9 protein-coding genes are annotated in these 18390 nt (G+C 59.4%); 4 read left to right on the top strand and 5 right to left on the bottom strand.

From position 1 onward, the window contains the following. The first annotated feature begins 36 nt into the window (after positions 1-36). A complete protein-coding gene (locus ACYU7Z_RS02830) occupies positions 37-1395 on the top strand; it encodes a cystathionine beta-synthase (RefSeq protein WP_460567171.1) in 1359 nt (452 codons plus the stop codon). A 483-nt stretch (positions 1396-1878) separates the two neighbouring features. On the opposite strand, the gene ACYU7Z_RS02825 is transcribed toward ACYU7Z_RS02830, so the two are convergent. Beyond that, positions 1879-2076, bottom strand: a complete 198-nt coding sequence (locus ACYU7Z_RS02825; protein ID WP_460567170.1) for a hypothetical protein — start codon at positions 2074-2076, stop codon at positions 1879-1881. A 93-nt stretch (positions 2077-2169) separates the two neighbouring features. On the opposite strand from ACYU7Z_RS02825, the gene ACYU7Z_RS02820 reads away from it, so the two are divergent. Both ACYU7Z_RS02820 and ACYU7Z_RS02815 read left to right on the top strand, forming a co-directional pair. After that, on the top strand, positions 2170-2961 hold the full coding sequence (locus ACYU7Z_RS02820; protein WP_460567169.1) for a helical backbone metal receptor: 792 nt from the start codon (positions 2170-2172) through the stop codon (positions 2959-2961). Between the two features lie 9 nt (positions 2962-2970). Further along, positions 2971-4044: a hypothetical protein gene (locus ACYU7Z_RS02815; protein WP_460567168.1), complete on the top strand. Its 1074-nt coding sequence runs from the start codon at positions 2971-2973 to the stop codon at positions 4042-4044. Positions 4045-4100: 56 nt separating this feature from the next. On the opposite strand, the gene ACYU7Z_RS02810 is transcribed toward ACYU7Z_RS02815, so the two are convergent. Then, positions 4101-6875, bottom strand: a complete 2775-nt coding sequence (locus ACYU7Z_RS02810) for a TolB family protein (RefSeq protein WP_460567167.1) — start codon at positions 6873-6875, stop codon at positions 4101-4103. Positions 6876-6946: 71 nt separating this feature from the next. Between ACYU7Z_RS02810 and ACYU7Z_RS02805 the strand changes: the two genes are divergently transcribed. Beyond that, positions 6947-7654: a PrsW family intramembrane metalloprotease gene (locus tag ACYU7Z_RS02805; RefSeq protein ID WP_460567166.1), complete on the top strand. Its 708-nt coding sequence runs from the start codon at positions 6947-6949 to the stop codon at positions 7652-7654. 178 nt (positions 7655-7832) lie between these two features. Here the strand turns inward: ACYU7Z_RS02805 and ACYU7Z_RS02800 are convergent, their stop codons facing one another. The 3 genes from ACYU7Z_RS02800 to ACYU7Z_RS02790 all read right to left on the bottom strand — a co-directional run bounded on the left by ACYU7Z_RS02800 (position 7833) and on the right by ACYU7Z_RS02790 (position 18226). Next, a complete protein-coding gene (locus ACYU7Z_RS02800) occupies positions 7833-8849 on the bottom strand; it encodes a PorP/SprF family type IX secretion system membrane protein (protein ID WP_460567165.1) in 1017 nt (338 codons plus the stop codon). A gap of 12 nt (positions 8850-8861) precedes the next feature. Continuing rightward, positions 8862-13712, bottom strand: a complete 4851-nt coding sequence (locus ACYU7Z_RS02795) for a PKD domain-containing protein (RefSeq protein ID WP_460567164.1) — start codon at positions 13710-13712, stop codon at positions 8862-8864. Between the two features lie 197 nt (positions 13713-13909). After that, on the bottom strand, positions 13910-18226 hold the full coding sequence (locus ACYU7Z_RS02790; protein WP_460567163.1) for a PKD domain-containing protein: 4317 nt from the start codon (positions 18224-18226) through the stop codon (positions 13910-13912). Between the last annotated feature and the right edge of the window lie 164 nt (positions 18227-18390).

The following is an 18390-nucleotide window of genomic DNA, read 5'->3' as shown; positions in this document are numbered from 1 at the left end:
GCCCAAATTGCTACCTTTGCGGCCTCAATACGCTTTATGGATGTAAAGAACAACATACTCGAGACAATCGGCAACACGCCGCTGGTACGGCTGAACCGCATTGTCAAGGACCTTCCCTGCACGGTGTACGCCAAGGTCGAGTACTTCAACCCGGGTAATTCCACCAAAGACCGCATGGCGCTGAAGATGATCCAAGTGGCGGAGGCCGAAGGCCGCATCAAGCCCGGCGCAACGCTTATCGAAGGCACCTCGGGCAATACCGGCATGGGCCTGGCTCTCGGCGCGATCGTCAAAGGCTACAAGTGCATCTTCGTTACTACCGACAAGCAATCGCAGTCGAAGGTCGACATCCTGCGTGCCCTCGGCGCCGAGGTGATCGTGTGCCCCACCAACGTGGAGCCCGAAGATCCGCGCAGCTACTACTCGGTAGCGGCCCGCCTCGCAAAGGAAATTCCGAACTCCCTTCACTTCAATCAATACGACAACCTGGCCAACCGCCTCGGCCACTATGAGAGCACCGGCCCCGAGCTGTGGCAGCAGACCGACGGCACGATCACGCACTTTGTGTGCACCGCGGGCACCGGTGGTACGGTTACCGGCACGGCCATGTACCTGAAAGAGCAGAACCCCGACATCAAGGTCTGGGCGATCGACGTCGAGGGCTCGTTGCTGACGAAGTATTACCGCACCGGCGAGGTCGACATGAACGAAGTACACCCATACATTTCTGAAGGGTTCGGCGAAGATTTCGTTCCCGCCAACTACGACATGAGCGTCATCGATGCTTTCGAGCAGGTGTCGGATAAAGATGGAGCCGTGTTTGCCCGCAAGCTGGCCAAAGACGAAGGCCTCTTCTGCGGCTACAGCTCCGGCTCGGTGATCGCCGGCCTGATGAAAATGAAAGACCAGCTGAAGCCAACCGACGTTGTTGTGGTGCTCCTCTGCGACCACGGCAGCCGCTACGTGGGCAAGATCTATAACGACCAGTGGATGGCCGAGCGCGGCTTCTTCGAAGTGAAGACCTTCAAGGACCTGGTAAGTGCCCGCGGACGCCAGCGGCTCATCACGATCGAGGACAGCAAGACCGTATCGGAAGCCGTGGAGCTGATGAAGAAATACGACATCGAGCATATCCCCGTAACGGACGCCTCTGGCGCCATCACCGGTGCGATCTCGGAGAACGGGCTGTTCCAGAAGGTGTTTGCCAATCCCGATATCCGCAACCAGCAGGTGCAGCAGGTAATGGAAAAGGGCCTCCCCGAGGTTGCGCTCGACACACCGGTTGAAAAGCTGGGTACGCTTATTACGAAGGATTGCGGTGCCGTGCTTGCCAAAGACGAAAGCGGCAACTACCAGATCGTTACCAAGTACGACGTGCTCCAGGCACTCGCGTAGGCAAGTATATACGTGGGAAGCCGGAAGCGGGAAGCGAATGAAAACCAACGCCTTCCAGCTTTCAACTTCCGACTTTGCAAATTAGTTGAGCCGCCTCCGGGCGGCTTTTCTGCGCCAATATCTACCATGGCAATTCGTAAATTAACGGGACCGGGCAATCGTAGAATTACGAGTCGTAGTATCGAAAGGCTACGAGCTTTCCGGTAATAACCGAAGCAGCGAAATAGAGCACTTTTGCACTTGTGTGGGGCAACATTGAATGATACTTTTGTGTCAGAAGTTGATTGGTAGCAAACAACCAGTATCCGAAAAACCAAAATCCAATAGCCTGCTGAAAAGCTGACAATCCAATCCAAGAAGAACCAGTATCCAACAAAACGCTCTTTGAAAATCCAATCGCTGAAAAACCAAACTGAAAATCCAATATCAGTCAACTTCATTTTTTTATCCGATCCTATCCAATCCCTTGAAAACAGCCCGTTCTTAATCCGTATCCCGAAAATCCGCTTCAATCCAATCCTGAAAAACCGCTTCAATCCAATCCTGAAAAACCGATTCAATCCAATCCTGAAAAACCGAAGCCTCACCTTTGAATTCCACCACAGTGATTTGTGTCACCAACTTCCGAATCTTATGAAAGCAAACTAAAAGGAGTAATCCCTCCTGTTGTACTGATTCCACAACATGAGGTTGGTGATAGTGAAAGGGTCCGCCAGATGGCGGACCCTTTTTTATTTCTGCACGTTGAACCCGGGGCCCGAAGTACCTTGCAGTATGCCCGCACTGGTCGATCCATTCGGAAACGAGCTCCGCTTTATCCAACCGCCCCGGCGGATCGTGTCGCTTGTGCCCTCTCAAACCGAGTTGCTCCACGAGCTGGGGCTCGACGAAGAGGTCGCCGGGATCACGAAATTCTGCATTCACCCCGACCGCTGGTTTCGCAACAAGCCCCGCGTGGGCGGCACCAAGACCGTCGACGCGGCCCGCGTGGCGGCCTTGAAGCCCGATCTTATTCTCGCCAACCGCGAGGAAAACATCCAGGAGCAGGTGGAAGCGCTGGCCCGTCAGTTCCCGACCTGGGTGTCCGACATCCATACGCTCGAGGAGGCGCTCGACGCTGTCGATGCCATCGGGCAGCTTGTGCACCGCGAGGCAAAGGCGGTAGAAATACGGGAGAGGATCGCGGAGGCCTTCGGAGCGCTTCCCTCGATCGTCGGCAACCGGCCCAATGTCGCCTACCTGATCTGGAAAGACCCGTGGATGAGCGTTGGCAACGATACTTTTATCCACGACATGCTGGAGCACCTCGGCGTGCACAATTTCTTCGCAAAAGAAAGCCGCTACCCGGAGATCGAACCCGGGGCGCTTGCCGGCTGCGACTATGTATTGCTTTCGTCGGAGCCCTACCCTTTCCAGGAAAAGCATATGAGCGAGCTGCAGCAGCTTGCACCGGGGGCGCGCGTGCTCCTCGTCGACGGCGAGCTATTCAGCTGGTATGGCAGCCGTCTCCTGCACACACCGGCGTATTTCAGAGAGCTCCGGAAAGAAATGGGCATCCTCGCTTAAATTAGATCCATGCAGCTCGAAGACGACAAGCCCTCCCGGAAAAAACCCTTCTTCCCCGTCAACAAGCACCTGCGGCAATACCTGCGGCAGCACGGGCGCGAGGTGGCGCTGCCCCTCACCTACAACGACCTGCTGCATATCTCGTACTCGGTGCCGCTGAAAGACAAGCAGGGCAACGACACCCTTTGGGAGAAAGCGTCGTACGATATGCGCGACTGGGACTATATCCGCGAAAGCCTCGTGCAGATCTACGCCATCCTCAAAACCGAAGGCGATCTCACCTTCACGCGGCACCTCGACGTGGCGCGGATCGACTACTGCACCTTCGGCAATTCCAACCCGTTCCGGATCCGCATCGTCAACCGGTTCAACGACAACTACGATCACTACTACATCAAGAAGGAAGATGCCTCACGCGTGTACGGGCTGGAGCTTGAACACATCCTCTCCCCCAACCGCATTACGTATCTCACCAGCAGCGGCACGCTGGTGGAGGAGCATATCCCGGGCCTTCCCGGCGACCTGTTTATCAAGCAGCACCTCGCGCTCCCCGAAACCAACAAGATCCGCCTGGCAAAAGAGTTTGTGAAGTTCAACGAGCGCTGCTTTGTGCGCCTGCTCGGCGACATGCGCAGCTACAACTTCGTGGTGAACGTAACGCCCGATATCGAGGACTACCAATACCGCATCCGCGCGATCGATTTCGACCAGCAATCGTACGAAGGGCGCAGGAACCTGTACTTCCCGCAATTCTTCAAGGAAAACCGGCCACTGGTGGAGCTCGCGCTCGAGCACCTCAACCCGGAATCGATCGCCCAGTACCAGGCCGAAGAGCGTACGCTGATGGCGTTCCGCGTTACCGTGGAGCGGCGGCGCATCCTGCACCTGCTCAACATCATGACGCGCGACACGATCTCCACCGACGAAAAGCGACTGCAGCTGCGGGAGCAACTCGCGCAGCATTTCGACAACCTGCAATTTCTCCGTTGCCGCACCATGGGCGAGGTCGTTAAGCTGACCCTGCGGCAGTGCCTGAAGCCGCACCTGCAGCGGATCCACAAGAACCAGGGACGAATCGACTAATCTGAGATCTCGCATCCAGGATTCAGGATCTCGGATCTACATTTTGGATTTCAGATCTAGCGGGGCAGCAGGCTTACGGGTAACACGATTTCCCAGACATTGGCCGAGGAGGCGCGGCCGGCGGCGGCATCAAGGAGGCGGCTGTAGCGGACGCCGATGGTTACATTGTATTCGTTCCACCAGCGCATATCGAAATAGACCTCTCCACCCGTACTGGCCAGGTCGAGCACCTTCTCATGCCGGTAGTTGAAGTAGCGTGTGTTGTCGAAGAACGCGTTGCCACGGATTCTTGAGAGGTACACGATATTGGCGGCGCCGATCTCGGGGTACAGCAGCGGCAGGTGGTAGTTGGCCGACAGCTTCCACATCAGCGGGTTGTAGAAATCGCTGTAGCCGCGGCTGTTGGCAAAGCGGTTCGAAAAGAAGATCCGGCTTACCGAGTCGGTCGATTGCACGCCGCCCGTAAGTATGATGCTGTGGGTGCGCAATACACCGGGAAGGTACAGGGCGGTGTTGCCGAGCACCTGGTAACCGTGCGCGTCGAGGCGGTGACGACCGTTGCCCGAAACCGCGTAGCCGAGACGCGGGTAGATCTGCTGGCGGGCGCGCGGCCGTAGCTGCGACCAGCTCAGTGAATGACTGAGGTACACACTCGAGCCTCCCTCCAGGAAGCCCTTGCTCGCGCCGGTGGGGTTGGAAACACTGTATACGACATCGGTGCCGAAGCGGAGGTATTTATAGCTCGTTCCGCGCGTAAAGTTGAGCGGGATGTAATAGCCGGCACGGACATCGGTGTTTGAATAGGTATAGACACGCGTTGTATCCGCAAAGCGACGCTCGAACGTATGCTCAACACCGGCCGTGAGCACCGGGAAGAAACCGCCGTAAGCCGTGCTGAATCCGACCGCGTGCGAGTTCTCATCCTGGTTGTAGCGGTAATAAAGCTCGTTGCTGAACGTGTTGAGCACGTTGTCGCTGAAGATGGAGAACGTGAATTCCGGGTCGGTATAGTATGGCCGCCAACTGTGTACGTTCAGCAGGCCCGTGGTCTTCGGGTACGGCTTTACGGGAAAGTCGCGTGCAGGCGTTTCAAGTATGTTCTGTGCGCTGTCGGCGCCGGCCACGTTGAAGGGAGGCTGCTCGAGGCCCCATTGTCCGGCCGGGATCTCGATACGCGACAGGCTGTCGAGCGAGCGCTGGCGGATGCGGAACCCGTTGGAGGTAAACTCCGACCAGGTAACGCGGTTGCCGTCGACGGATGCGAAGTAATGGCCGACGCCGCCCGTGGTAAGCCGGAACGTTGTTTTTGCAAGGAGGTTGAGCTCGTACAGGTCGTCGGTGCCGTTGAGCGACGCCGTAAAATAAACCTTGCCGTTGTAGGGAAAGAAGTAGCCGATAGTGGCAGCCGTTGCTGGCAGCACCTGCGAGAAGGTCATCGTCTGCAGGTCGAGCAGGTGCAGCGACATCCGCGCGCTCGCGTGCCGGATTCCGACAACCACTGTATGGTTGTTCACGAATTGCGGGTGCACGAAGAGTGCCCCGGCGCCGGTGCGGCGGCGCTGCAACACGTTGCCCTGGCGGTCGAGAATATGAAGCTCACACTGCAGGGAGTCGTTGATGTGTACGGCCACGAGGAGACTGTCGCCCGGCGAAAACGAAGGCGTGAAATATTTCTGCTTGTGCGTGATGCGGGTGCGGCTGCCGCTGGCAACATCAAGCAGGACGATATCGCTGTAATCGATCAGCGACCAGCGCGGGTGGGTGCTGTAGGCGGTATAGGCAAGCGTTCCTTTTCCATAGCCAATCCAGTCTTCGGAACTGATGTCGCGGCGGGCGATACGTTTCTCCGTGCCTCCCTGTCGCACAAAAAACGCGGGGATCTGCTGGTAGCCCGATTTGAGGTAAAGCAGGCTGTCGGTACCCACGACACGCGGGAAAAGGTAATCGGTCACTACCTCGCGATGCCCCTGCTGATCGCGCCGACGGCTTACTTCGTGCTGGTACGATGCGAGCGCTTCATTTCGGAATTGGCGGTACGGGATACCGCTGTAGCGCTTCACGGCCCGCTGGAAGGGATAGAACAAACCTTTAAAGGCACTCGCGTCCTGCGTCACCTTCCGCCAGAAATCGGGACCGTATTTCTGGTAGCCGTAATTGACCAGCAGGTAGCCCAGCGGGTAATGGTCGGGAACCTGGTCGCGGTAGGAGCCGTTGCGCAGCTTCATCCAGCTGTAGTTGCGGCCTTCTTTCCAGAGCGCGTTGAAGCTGTTGAAGAAATACGGCTGGCGGCCACGGCCCTGTGGTGTAAGCTTTGTTTCGGCATAAACGGCGTCGCCTTCGAAGAACCAGTCGGGCACCGAGGCGGCGTTGGCGAGCGCGCGGGCCTCCTGCCCCAGCAGGAAACCGGCGACGCGGCTCAGGCCGTGGTTGAACTGATTGTACTGTTGCACGTGGCGGTACTCGTGTACCACGAGCTGATCGCTCCAGGGAAGGTTGCCGAATTCGAAAATATTGCTCGGGGGCACGAGGTAGAGCTCGCTGCGGAAGGGTGCGAGCGCCACGTAGCCATTGGCAAGGGTTGTGTTGGGATGGAGCACCATGCTGATCGGCTGCAGGCGGTTGCCGAGCTGCTGCTCGGTGGCTGCCATACGATGGAGCAGCGCAGCTATGCGCTGGGCCTGTACAGCGGCGGCGGGCGTAAAGATGACACGCGCAGTATCGGTATGAATCTGCTGCCAGCGGTACAATGGCGGGAAGCCACCGAATTGCTGGGCACTAGCGCCCTGCAGCGACAGGACAAAAGCAACGGTAGCGGCCAAACGGAATTTCATAAGCAAAAGATACGGAACTGCAACAAATGTGCCCGCAAGCGTGGCCGGCTTATCTTAGCGCAAATGCCGCTATGCTCCTGATCGCCCTGGCGGCCGCACCGGGGCTTGCCATCTGTCTTTATGTTTTCAGCCGGGATGTGCACAACCCCGAGCCCAAGCGTTTCCTCATCCTCAGCTTCCTGCTCGGGGCGCTTCTGACCGTACCCGCCTACTTTCTCGAAAAGGGCATCAGCTCGCTGCTGCCGCGCAATGTACCCGGCATTCTCCTCCAATCATTTCTTGCAATTGCTGTCGTGGAGGAAGGCGCCAAATTCCTCGGCCTGCGCTACTACTGCTTCCGTCTCCCCTCTTTCGACGAGCCGCTCGACGGCATCGTGTACAGCATCATGGTGAGCATGGGTTTCGCAACCGTAGAGAACGTTGCGTATGTATGGAGTCATGGTTACGGCGTGCTGCTCGGCCGCACATTCACCACGGTGCCGGCGCATGCCTGCTTCGCGGCCATCATGGGCTACTACGTGGGCCTCGCGCAGGTGGCGCCGCTTCGCAAAGCCGTCTTCTTCCGCAATGGACTGATCCGCGCCGTGCTTTTTCATGGGTGCTATGATTCGTTCCTGCTGCTTACCGAGAACCGCTGGCTGAAGCAATATGTCTCCGAGGCCCTGCTCCTCACGGGCGCCGTCTATTCGCTCTTCGTTGCCCTGCGCCTCAGCCGCCGCCTGTTTCGCCAGCACCGCGATGCCTCGCGCGACCAGTTCACACAAGAAAATGATGTTTGATCTCGGATCTAGGATCTCGGATTAAGGATGTCGGATCTCGGATCTCGGATCTCAGATCTCGGATCTAGGATCTCGGATTTATAATACCCTGATCTTTGGACAGTGCCAGAAATAAAAAAGCTTCCGGTTGGGAAGCTTTTTTCAATTACATCAGACATCAGCCATCCTACATCCGACATCAAAACCTCGGGCAGTGCATGGCGTTGAGCGACGAGTTGTCGACGTTCTTGCGGAAGCCCACGAAGGTCAGCGACAGCTCGAAGCCGCCGCGGCCGAGGCTGCTGGTCTTGAGCTTGGAAATGTTTACGTCGTAGCTCAGGCCCAGTGCAAAACCCTTGAGTTCGGCTTTGACCGTCGGGATGAGCGCATCGTTCCAGCGAAGGAAGGAGCCGGCCGACAGCGTCAGGTCGGGCATTTCCATATCGGGACCGAACTTGATGTTGTACAGCAGACCGCCGATGAGGTACTGGCTCTTGTCCTGCACCACGATATCGGTGTGCATGATCAGGTTCGTGTTCTCCTGCATTCCGAGCTTGAGCGCACCGGAAAGTACATACTTCGGCGCCAGCTCAATACCGCTCGATTGGAAGAAGCTGTTGCGCGGACGCGTCAGGTGGTGCATGGCCACGCCAAGCACGAAGCTGTTGTCGGGATTTTCACCGAAGTCGCCGTTGAGGCTGAGACCGGCGCTGCCGTCGAAGTACCGGTAGCCGTTCGACACCAGCGGCTCACCGTCGGTACCGTTATCGTAAGAATTGTTCGTGGTGATCTTGCTGCGGTCGAAGCGACGCTGCACCACACCGCCCATAAAGCCCGCCGACAGGTACATGTTGCGCACCGACGATACCGACTTGTGGAAGTTGATGGCCGGCAGCAGCTGCAGCGTTTGCATGCTCGCGCTGCCTGCTTCGTCGCTGAACACCTGCATGCCGATGGTGGCGTAATTGTCGCCGCCGCCGACCTTGAGCTTGTATTCGGCGTTCGCCGAAAGGGTTTTGTAGGCGTTGGCCACGCTGTTCCACTGGCTGCGGTATACAGCCTGCACGCGGTAGTCGCCGTTGACGATGCCCGCGAGCGCCGGGTTACGAAACAGCGGTGTTTCGTAGAACTGCGAGAAGTGCACGTCCTGTGCCTGCGCCGTTGCCGCGGCAAAGAAGGCAAATGCAGCCAGGGCCAGCTTTTGGATGTTTTTCATTGTTTCGGTTGCTTATCGGATTAAGGTAATGTCGCCCTTGATCGGGATGACCTGGTTATTGGAACAAATCAGCTCGCAGGTGTACACGTACACATCCGAGGGGGCCATCTTGCCGCGCAGCATGCCGTCCCAACCTTCGATCGGGTTGTTGGCCTTGATGTTGCTTCGCTCGAACACCACTTCACCCCAGCGGTTGAACACGCGGAAGTTGCGGATGCCGCTGATGCCGGCGCCACGCGGGAAGAAGATGTCGTTCATGCCGTCGCCGTTGGGCGAGAAGGTATTCGGGAAGAAGAAGTTGCCGCTTCCGCAAAGCACGTTCACGCGCATGTCGTCGAAGGTGGTACAGCCACCGGCGTTGCGCACCAGGAGGCGGTAGATCTGGTCGTGGTCGGCAAGCACCACGGGGGTTGTGCAGCTGGAGCAGCTAAGTCCTGCGGCAGGCACCCACTGGAAGGAGGTCGCATCGGACGACACCTGGGCGCGGAGCGTATCGCGGGCGCCGGCGGAAAGGAACAGGTCGGGGCCTGCATTCACCGTAGGCATCGGGAACACATGTACCGTTGACGATGCTGTCACGTTGTTACACCCGAAGCGGTCGCTGATCGTTACCGTGTAGGTGATCACCGTATCGTGGGTGGGCGTTACCAGCGGGTTCGGCAGCGTGGGGTCGTTAAGGAAATCAGCCGGCGACCATTGGTAGGTATCGCCCCCGCTGCTGTGCAGCTGAAGGCGTCCGCCCATGCACAGCGAGTCGCTCAGTACCGGCGGTACATAGGTAAAGGCCTGGTGTACGACCACGTGTACCGAGTCGAGCTTCTGGCAGCCATTCACATCGGTGCCGGTTACAAAATAGGTCTGGTCGACGCTGGGGTTAACCGAAGGGTTGGGACAGTTCACGCAGCTGAGTGACGGGTTCGGGGCCCAAACGTAGGTAAGGCCACCGGCCGGCTGGAGGATGATCGATGCACCGCGGCACAGCGCGGTATCGATGCCCGCGTCAACAGCAGGAAGGCCGAACACTGTTACGTCGCGGGTGGCCGTGTCGCGGCAGCCGTTGGCATGCTGCACGATCACCGAATCGCGGTAGGTTCCGGGCAGGTTGAATACCTGTGTGCCGGGGTTCTGCACGGAGCTGCTGTTGCCGTTGCCGAAGTGCCAGTCCCAGGTCAGTGTTCCGGGAGCAGGGTTCCGGAGAATGGTTCCCCCGAAGCTGATGCTGGCCGGGGCGCAGCCGCTGGCGGTCAGCGGGCTGATATCTACCTGCGGCGATACATGCACGGTGATGCTGCTGGTGCTTGCATTGCCGCTGCATCCGGCCTGTGACGTATTGGTCAGCGTGGCGCTGTAGGTGCCGGGAGTTGTATAATGATGCGTCGGGTTTTGTGCATCCACGGTCGGACTGCCGTCGCCAAAGTCCCATACCCAGTTGGTCAGCACGTCGTTGCTCTGCGAGAGGCCGCTGAAGTTCACGTAGCCGGAATCGCAAAGGGCAACGGCGCTGGCGCTTGCTGCCGGGAAAACTTTATACGAATGAATGACCTGGCTGCCGAAGATGGATACCGTACAGCCGGTATTGTCTTTCAGGATAATGCGGGGCGTGAAGCTGCCGGTATCGACGAAGGAATGCGACGGCGGCGGCACGGTCGAAGGCACCCACAGCGTGTTGCCGTCACCGAAGTCCCAGATGATCGAATCGGAGTGCGATGTCGTGGATGTGAAGCTGACGTTGACCGGGAGACAGCCGCTCAGGGGCGAATAGTTGAATGAGCCCTGCGGTCCGAGGATCTCAAGGGTCTGCGTCGTATCGTCCACGCAGCCGCCGGGGCCGGTTACAGTAAGCTTCACCTGGTAAATGCCCGCGAGGTTATAGATCTTGAAGGCGGTATCGCGGAGCGACGAGGTGCTGCCGTCGCCAAAATCCCAGACCTGGCTGGTCGCATTGGTCGAAATATTGACAAAGGTGTCGACCAGCGGCGGGCAGTTGGCAAACAGCGACGATGCCGTAAAGGAAGCATGCGGGAAGCTGATCTTGATGAAGTCGGGACGCGTCAGCGAGGCGGTACAGCCATATTGGTCGGTCACGGTCAGCGTTACCGAGAAGGTATCGGTATTGTTGTAGGTATAGACCGGGTTGACCTGGTTGTTTACCGGAGAACCGTCACCAAAATCCCAGGCGTAGGTCAGCGGCGCGGAGCCAGTAGACGTATTCGTGAAAGCGATCGGCCGGTTCGTGCAATTGACCGTATCGTTGGAAGTAAAGGAGGGTGTCGGCTTCGAGATGATCACGGCGTTGGGTGCGGCATAGTAGCCGTAGCAACCGTTGGCATCGCGCACCTGGATCTCGACGTTGTAGGTACCGGTGGCGGTATAAACGTGGTTCACCGGGTTAATGCCTGCAGAGTCCAGGTTGCTGCCGTCGCCGAAGTTCCAGATCGTCTTGGCGATCGGGCTGATGCCGTCGCCGGTCGAAGTGCTGGTAAAGGTTACGTTCGTTCCGCCGGGTTGGAGGCAGGCCGTCGTTACAATCGGCGTGAAGTCGGCAAAGGGACCCGTAGCCTGCACCGTGTGCGAAACGGCATCGGTACAGCCATTGATATCGGTCACGTTGAGCGTTACCGTATACGTGTTGGAGGAAGAATAGGCATGCGTCGTACTGCCCGGGGTATTGTCTGTTGTGCCGTCACCGAAGTCCCAGACCCAGCCAGCTACATCGGCAGGGTTCAGGCCAGTGGCGGTAAATGTAAAGGGTGTGCCTTTACAGTTGGTCGTCGAAGAACTCGTAAACGCGGCGGTGAGCCCGGTTACCCGCACCGGGTGCTGCACGGTATGCGAGCAGGTACCGTTGGTTACGGTCAGCGTTACGGTGTAGGTACCCGAGGCGGCAAAAGTATGCGCCGGATTCTGGAGGTTGCTGTGCGCAGAGCCGTCGCCGAAGTCCCAATCGTAGGTGAGCGGCATCAGCGGATCCACAACGGATCTGTCGGTAAAGGTCTTGGTGAACTTGTCGGCGCAGGTGCCGGCCCAGGTAAAGCGCGCAATCGGCGGCAGCACGCGGATAAGATTGTTCCGGATCGATGTGTCGTGGCAGAAGCCATTGGTGGCGATCAGCGTCACCGTAAACGTGCCGGTATCGCTGTAAGCGTAGTTGGGGTTGAACTGGCTGGAGGTACCGCCATCGCCAAAGTTCCACTGGTAGGTGGTTGCGGGCGTGCTGTTGCTGGTACCGTTGGTGAACTGCACCGGGTTGAGCGCGCACACGTTGAGTGGCGTTGCCGAGAAGGCGGCCGTCGGGCGGCTGCTTGCATTCACGGCGTTGTTCATCGTGAAGGTATTCGTGCAACCGCTGCTGGTGGTCACCGTGAGCGTCACCGTATAGGAGCCGGTGGCCGGGTAGGTATGCGTGGGATTCTGCAGGTTCGAGGAGTTGCCGTCGCCAAAGGTCCAGGCCCAGGTAGTAACCGGCTCGTTGGTCTGCACGGTCGGTACCGGTTCGATCGTTATCGGGGCGCAGCCGCTCTTGGGCAAGCCGGAAATACTGATCTGCGGACTTTGCACCGAGATATAGCCCGGGCGCGACATGGACGCGGTACAGCCGTTGGCGCTCGTAACCGTGAGTGTCACGGTGAAGAAGCCGGTGGTGGTGTAGGTGTGCGACGGGTTCGCCTGCGCCGAGGTACCGCCATCGCCGAAATTCCAGGCATAGGTAACGGCACCGCTGACGCTGGAGCTGAAGTTAACCGTAAGCGGCGCGGAGCAGGAAACGGTCTGGTTGGCCGTGAAATCAACCGTAGGCTTCGGAAGCACCGTCACGGTATGCGTGGTAAAGTCGGAGCAGCCTCCGGCAAATTGGTTGGTCAGCTTAATGGTATAGGTACCGGGCGCACTGTAGGATTTTACCGGGAGCACGTCCGTTGCCGTCGTGGCATCGCCAAAGTCCCAGACCTGGGAAGACGCTACTGGCGCGGAAGTGTTCGTGAGGGTCAGCGGCGTTCCGACGCACACAGGGCTGGCAACGGTGAAGGCTGTCGTAGAGCCAACATTGACGAGCGCAGTGCGGATCACCGAATCGCGGCAGGTGAAGGGATTCACGGCTACGAGCTTCACGGTGTACGTTCCCGCAGTCGTGTAGGTATGTGAGGGACTGGTTTGCGTCGACGTGTTGCCATCGCCAAAGTCCCAGGTGTAGCTGTTACCGGTACCGGTGCTCTGGTTGGTGAAATTCACCGTAAAGGGAACCGTGCAGTTGACCGGGTTGCTGTTGCTGAAACCGGCAACGGGCTTCACGCCTACCTTGATATACTGGTCTTTGGTAACGGCCTTGCTGCAACCACTGCTGTTTGTCACAAGCAGGGTTACCGTGTACTGGCCGGGAACGGTATAGTCGTGTACCGGGTTGGCGATGTTGGACGGGTTACCGTCGCCGAGGTCCCAGCTATACGAAACGATCGGCGTTGCCGAAGTCACCTGGCTCGTAAAGACCGTGTGTACCGGGAAGCAGCCGACCGAGTCAATTCCCTTGAACTCCACTGAGGGGCTCGGGAGCACCGTGATGTAGTCTGTCTTGACCACCGAATCGATGCCGCTCGAGTTGGAAACGACGAGCTTCACGGTATAGGTGCCGGGGTTGAGATAGGTTGTCGAAGGACTGCGGAGGCTGGAAAGAACACCGTTGCCCAGGTCCCAGTGCCAGGTGTCGGGTACCCCCGAGGAGGTATCGATAAAGTTCACGACGATCGGGGCACAACCGGAACGGGGGGTCGCGGTGAATCCGGCATGAGGCTGGGCTTTAGCGGAAAGGGTGCCAAGAAGGCAGAAAAGCGCCAGGAGACAGGTCCTTAGGGGTCTGAGTTCGTTACGCATAAGGTTAGTTTGGTGTTTTTCAGCCGCGGGTCACCCCTTTCGGATGGCTCCCTTGCGGGCAAACCTCTCCCTGCCAGACACCACGCTGGTGGGTGTTCAAATATATTAAAACCTGCCTTTGTGACGCCCGCTTTCCGGCAGGAGCTTCAAAACTGAGGATGAATTGTGCAAAAGGGGCACTGGTTACTGCTGAGTTTTTACCGCAGCAGCGTCACATCACCTTTCACCGGCAGCACCGTACTGTTGCTGCACACAATCTCGCAGGTATAAATATAGACGTCCGATGGCGCCGGAGCTCCCCGGAACGTACCGTCCCAGCCCGCCGCGGGGTCGTTGGCTTTTGCATTGAGCCGCTCGAACACGAGCTCACCCCAGCGGTTGAAGATCCGGATCGAGCGAACCGAATAGAGCCCCGTGCCGCGCGGGAAAAAGCGGTCGTTGGCGCCATCGCCGTTGGGCGAAAACGTGTTCGGAATAAACAGGTTCCCGCCGTCGCAGAGCACCGACACGTTAACCGCGTCGCGGGCGGTACAGCCACCGGCATTGACCACCTGCACCTGGTAGCGCGTATTCTGTGCGGCATGCACAACGGGCGCCGGGCAGGTGCTGCAGGAGAGCCCGCCTGTCGGCGACCACTGCCAGCCCGTTATATCGGGCGAGCTTTGCACCTGCAGCCGGGCCGTATCGCCTGCCCGTAAGGTCAGGTCAGCGCCGGCATTCACTTGTGGCACCGGGAAGACGGTGATATTGACGAAGGCCGAGTCGCTGTAGCAGTTGATGCTGTCGCGGCCTATGACGCGGTAGACGGTTGATGCGGCCGGCCTTGCGACTGTTTGCGCAGCGGTCGGGTTGTCGAGCCCTGCAGCCGGTGACCAGCTATAGCTGGCCGCGCCGCCAGCACGGAGCAGTACAGCGCCGCCTGCGCAGAGGCTGTCGCCGCGGAGTGGAGGCGTAAGATGGAAAGGTCGCTGCAGCGCCACACGAACCGAGTCGCGGGCAGTGCAGCCAAAGGCATCCTTACCTGTCACCACGAAGGTTGTGGGCACCGTTGGGTTCGCCAGCGGGCTGGCGCAGCTGAGGCAGCTCAGGTACGGGCTGGGCTCCCAGCTGTATGTAACGGCGCCGGTCACACTGAGCGGCCGGGGCTGGCCCGGGCAGTGCACAAACCCGTTGCCGGCACGCACGGCTGGTACCCAGGCATGAACCGTATCGCGACCGGTCACCGGCACACTGCAGCCGCGGGAATCAACCAGGATGGCGCGGGGCACAAAGCGACCGGTGTCGGTAAATACATGCTGAAGCACCGAGTCGCGGCCGGGAAGAATATTGCCATCGCCAAAGTCCCAGATCAGCGAGTCGCGGGCCTGCGTGCGGGCCTGCAGGTGCACCGTCAGCGGGCTGCAGCCCGCCAGTGGCGAATAATCGATCTGGCCACGGGGCCCGTCAAGACGCACCGTTCGCGAAACCGTATCCTGGCAGCCGCCGGGTCCGGTCACGATGAGACGCGGGCGGAATACACCCGCTTCATTATACAGGTGCGCCGGCGCGGCAAGGCCCGAGCTGTTGCCGTTGCCGAAGTCCCATTGCTGGTCGGTAAAATCGGTTGAAATGTTGGTAAAGCGCACGAGCATTGGCGGGCAGCTCGCTGTCGAATCGGAAAGCGTGAAGCCTGCTTTCGGGTAGCTGATCCGGATCAGCGCCGGGCGCTGCAGGCTGTCGCTGCAGCCCTGGCCGTCCGTGACCCGTAGAACTACGGTATAGATCCCGGTGCTGCCATAAGCATGGACCGGGGCGGCAGCTGTTGATGCCTGCCCATCGCCAAAGCCCCAGCTGAACGTAAGGCTCCCCTCTCCCACCGATGCATTCTGGAAATGCACGGGGCGGTCGGTACAGGTAAGTGTATCGGTCGACGTAAAGGATGCCGTCGGCCGCGACACATGCACAGGCGCCGGCCCGCCGTAGTAGCCGAAGCAACCGCTGGCATCTGTAACGCGGAGCGTTGCCGTATAAGTACCGGTGGCCGCGTAGCGGTGCTGCAGGGGGCCGGCTCCGGATGAATCGCGGGTACCGTCGCCAAAGTCCCAAAGCCACTGCACGATCGGGTTGTTGCCGTCGGCCACGGAGCGGTCGGTAAATTCCACGGGAGCGCCGGCGCCCGTAAGACAGGCCGCGGCACCGCTGTGCTCAAAATCGGCGATGGCGCCGCGCACCGTTACCGTCTGCGTAAAGCTGCTGGTGCATCCGAGCGGGTCCGTGATCGTCAGCGTCACGGTGTAGGTGCCGGGTCTTGTATACACATGCGTGGCTGCGGCAACGGTTGTTTCCGGCGCGTTGCCATCACCGAAATCCCAGCTCCAGGCACGGATATGCGCGGCATTGAAGTCGTAGGCGCTCACCGAGTAGGCCTGCCCGTAGCAAAGCGAGCTGTCGGCGGCCCGGAAGCGCGCCTTTTCGTTGTATACATCTACTGTAATAGTGCGCGTGTGGTAGCAGGTATCGTTGGTGACGCGGAGCTTCACCACGTAGGAGCCCGGCGCTGCATAGGTATGCACCGGGCTCGTCTCGGTGGACGTGCTGCCATCGCCGAAATCCCAGGAGGATGTTTGTGCCCCGATGGAGCGGTTGTCGAATTGCCGGGTAAATGGCGCACCGCACTGGAAGCTGACAAGAAAGCGCGCCACCGGCGGCCGCACGAAAAGTACGTTGGGACGGTTGCTGGTATCGCGGCAGGTGCCGTTGCTGGCCACGAGCTGCACCGAGAACCAGCCAACAGCATCGTATTCATGGTACGGGTCGGGCGCCGTTGAATAGCCGCCATCACCGAAGCTCCAGTACCAGGTGGCATTGGAGTCAACATTCGTACTTGTGTTCGTAAACTGGATTCCCTGCATCGCGCAAACATCGCCGGGCGAAAGATCGAAGGAAGCCGTGGGCTTGCGGAATACGGACACGCCGGCGGGTACCGAATCGGTGACGCTGCAGCCGCTGGCTGTTGTTACGCTGAGCGATACCGTGTATTGCCCGGGAAGCGGGAATGCGTGGGATGGGGCCGCGTCGACAGAACCGGTACCGTCTCCGAAATTCCAATGATAGGACATGATACTGCCTTCGCTGATGGCAGCCGAAAGCTGCGCCAGCTGCGGAGCGCAGCCCGAAACAGGAAGGCCGGAGAAAGACAACCGGGGCGCCTGCACCCGCACATAGCTGCTGCGGGTCAGCGTGTCGGCACAACCGTTCGTGCCGGTTGCAATAAGCCGTACCGTATAAATACCTGTCTGGGTGTAGGTATGTGCCGGTGCGGCATCGGACGAGATCGAGCCATCGCCGAACTCCCAGCGATAGGAAGCCGCGCCGGTACTCCCGTTCCGGAAATGCGCGGTAAAGGGCGCGGTGCAGGAAAAAGTGTCGACGGTTTCAAAGATCGCCTGCGGGCCGGGTCGAACCACGACCTGATGGGTTACCGAGTCGGCGCAGCCCGCATACTGGTTCCTTAGTTTTACGGTATACACACCGGGTGTGTCAAAACGCTTCACCGGCGAAGCTTCGGCGGAGCTGCTGCCATCGCCGAAAAGCCAGGTGGTCAGGGGCGCGATGGGATTGCTTTGATTTACAAAGGCAACGGGCGCATGGGCGCAGACGGTATCGGGTGCGAAGAAGGCAGCCGAGGCGCCCACCTGAACGAGGGCCGTGCGGCGCAGCGTATCGCGGCACCCGCTCGCGTTGGTTACAATGAGCGTTACCGTATAAGCGCCGGCGGTTGTATAGCTGTGGCTGGCCTGCACCGTGCTGGCGGTGCCGCCATCGCCGAAATCCCAGGCATAGCTTGTGGCGCCCGAGGTAGCGGTTGCGTCGAACTGCACGCTGAAGGGCACCGAGCAGTGTGCCGGGTTGCTGTTGCTGAATGCGGCATTCGGCCGGCCGCTGACATTGATATAATGATTGCGCGTGAGCGTTTTCGTACAGCCGGCACTGTTGGTAAGGCGGAGCGATACGCTGTATTGCCCGGGCGCAGAATAATTATGGGTTGCATTGACCCCGTCGCCGAGGCTGCCGTCGCCGAAATCCCAGCGGCGCTCCAGCAGCGGCAGCGTGCTCGTGCTGCTGTCGGTGAAGGTGCTCCCGAAGGGCGCGCATCCTCCGAGCACCGGGCTTCCGAATGCCGGCACAGGAGCTTCGTTGACGGTGATATAGGCGTTGCGTACGAGCGAGTCGGCGCCCTGCGCGTTCTGGATGCGGAGCCTTACGGTATAGGTGCCGGGTGTTACATAAATGGTAGACGGATTCTGCTGGGTGGAAACGACTCCATTGCCCAGCTCCCAGCGCCATTGCGTGGGGTTGCCGCTGCTGTGGTCGGAAAAGGTAACAACGAGTGGCGAGCAGCCACTGATGGGGTTGGCGCTGAAGTCGGCATGAAGCGCGGCCGTACGGGCCGTTTGGGCACCTGCGGCCGAAACGGCGAGCAGGCCCAGCGCAACGGCAACGAGCCGCCAGATAAGGGTGCTGTGGTTTTTCATGGTTTAGTTCGCTCTGCACAACCCGGCTAAGAGAACCCGGTATCCCGGCGTACGAAGCACGCTGGGTCCGAAGTCGCTCCCGGCACGGGTTTCCGGTGTTGGGGGTCTTTACGAAAATAGAAAGTCCGGCGCCCGGTTGCGCCGGATTTACGACCGGTCCCGTT

Source organism: Flaviaestuariibacter terrae (genome assembly GCF_054777635.1).
This window is presented reverse-complemented; position numbering and strand designations above follow the sequence as displayed.

Bases quoted from the DNA above. Each gene is read 5' to 3' on its own strand.
- ACYU7Z_RS02810 (WP_460567167.1), bottom strand. From the start codon at position 6,875: ATGAAATTCCGTTTGGCCGCTACCGTTGCTTTTGTCCTGTCGCTGCAG.
- ACYU7Z_RS02790 (WP_460567163.1), bottom strand. From the start codon at position 18,226: ATGAAAAACCACAGCACCCTTATCTGGCGGCTCGTTGCCGTTGCGCTG.
- ACYU7Z_RS02795 (WP_460567164.1), bottom strand. From the start codon at position 13,712: ATGCGTAACGAACTCAGACCCCTAAGGACCTGTCTCCTGGCGCTTTTC.
- ACYU7Z_RS02820 (WP_460567169.1), top strand. From the start codon at position 2,170: ATGCCCGCACTGGTCGATCCATTCGGAAACGAGCTCCGCTTTATCCAA.
- ACYU7Z_RS02805 (WP_460567166.1), top strand. From the start codon at position 6,947: ATGCTCCTGATCGCCCTGGCGGCCGCACCGGGGCTTGCCATCTGTCTT.
- ACYU7Z_RS02815 (WP_460567168.1), top strand. From the start codon at position 2,971: ATGCAGCTCGAAGACGACAAGCCCTCCCGGAAAAAACCCTTCTTCCCC.
- ACYU7Z_RS02830 (WP_460567171.1), top strand. From the start codon at position 37: ATGGATGTAAAGAACAACATACTCGAGACAATCGGCAACACGCCGCTG.
- ACYU7Z_RS02800 (WP_460567165.1), bottom strand. From the start codon at position 8,849: ATGAAAAACATCCAAAAGCTGGCCCTGGCTGCATTTGCCTTCTTTGCC.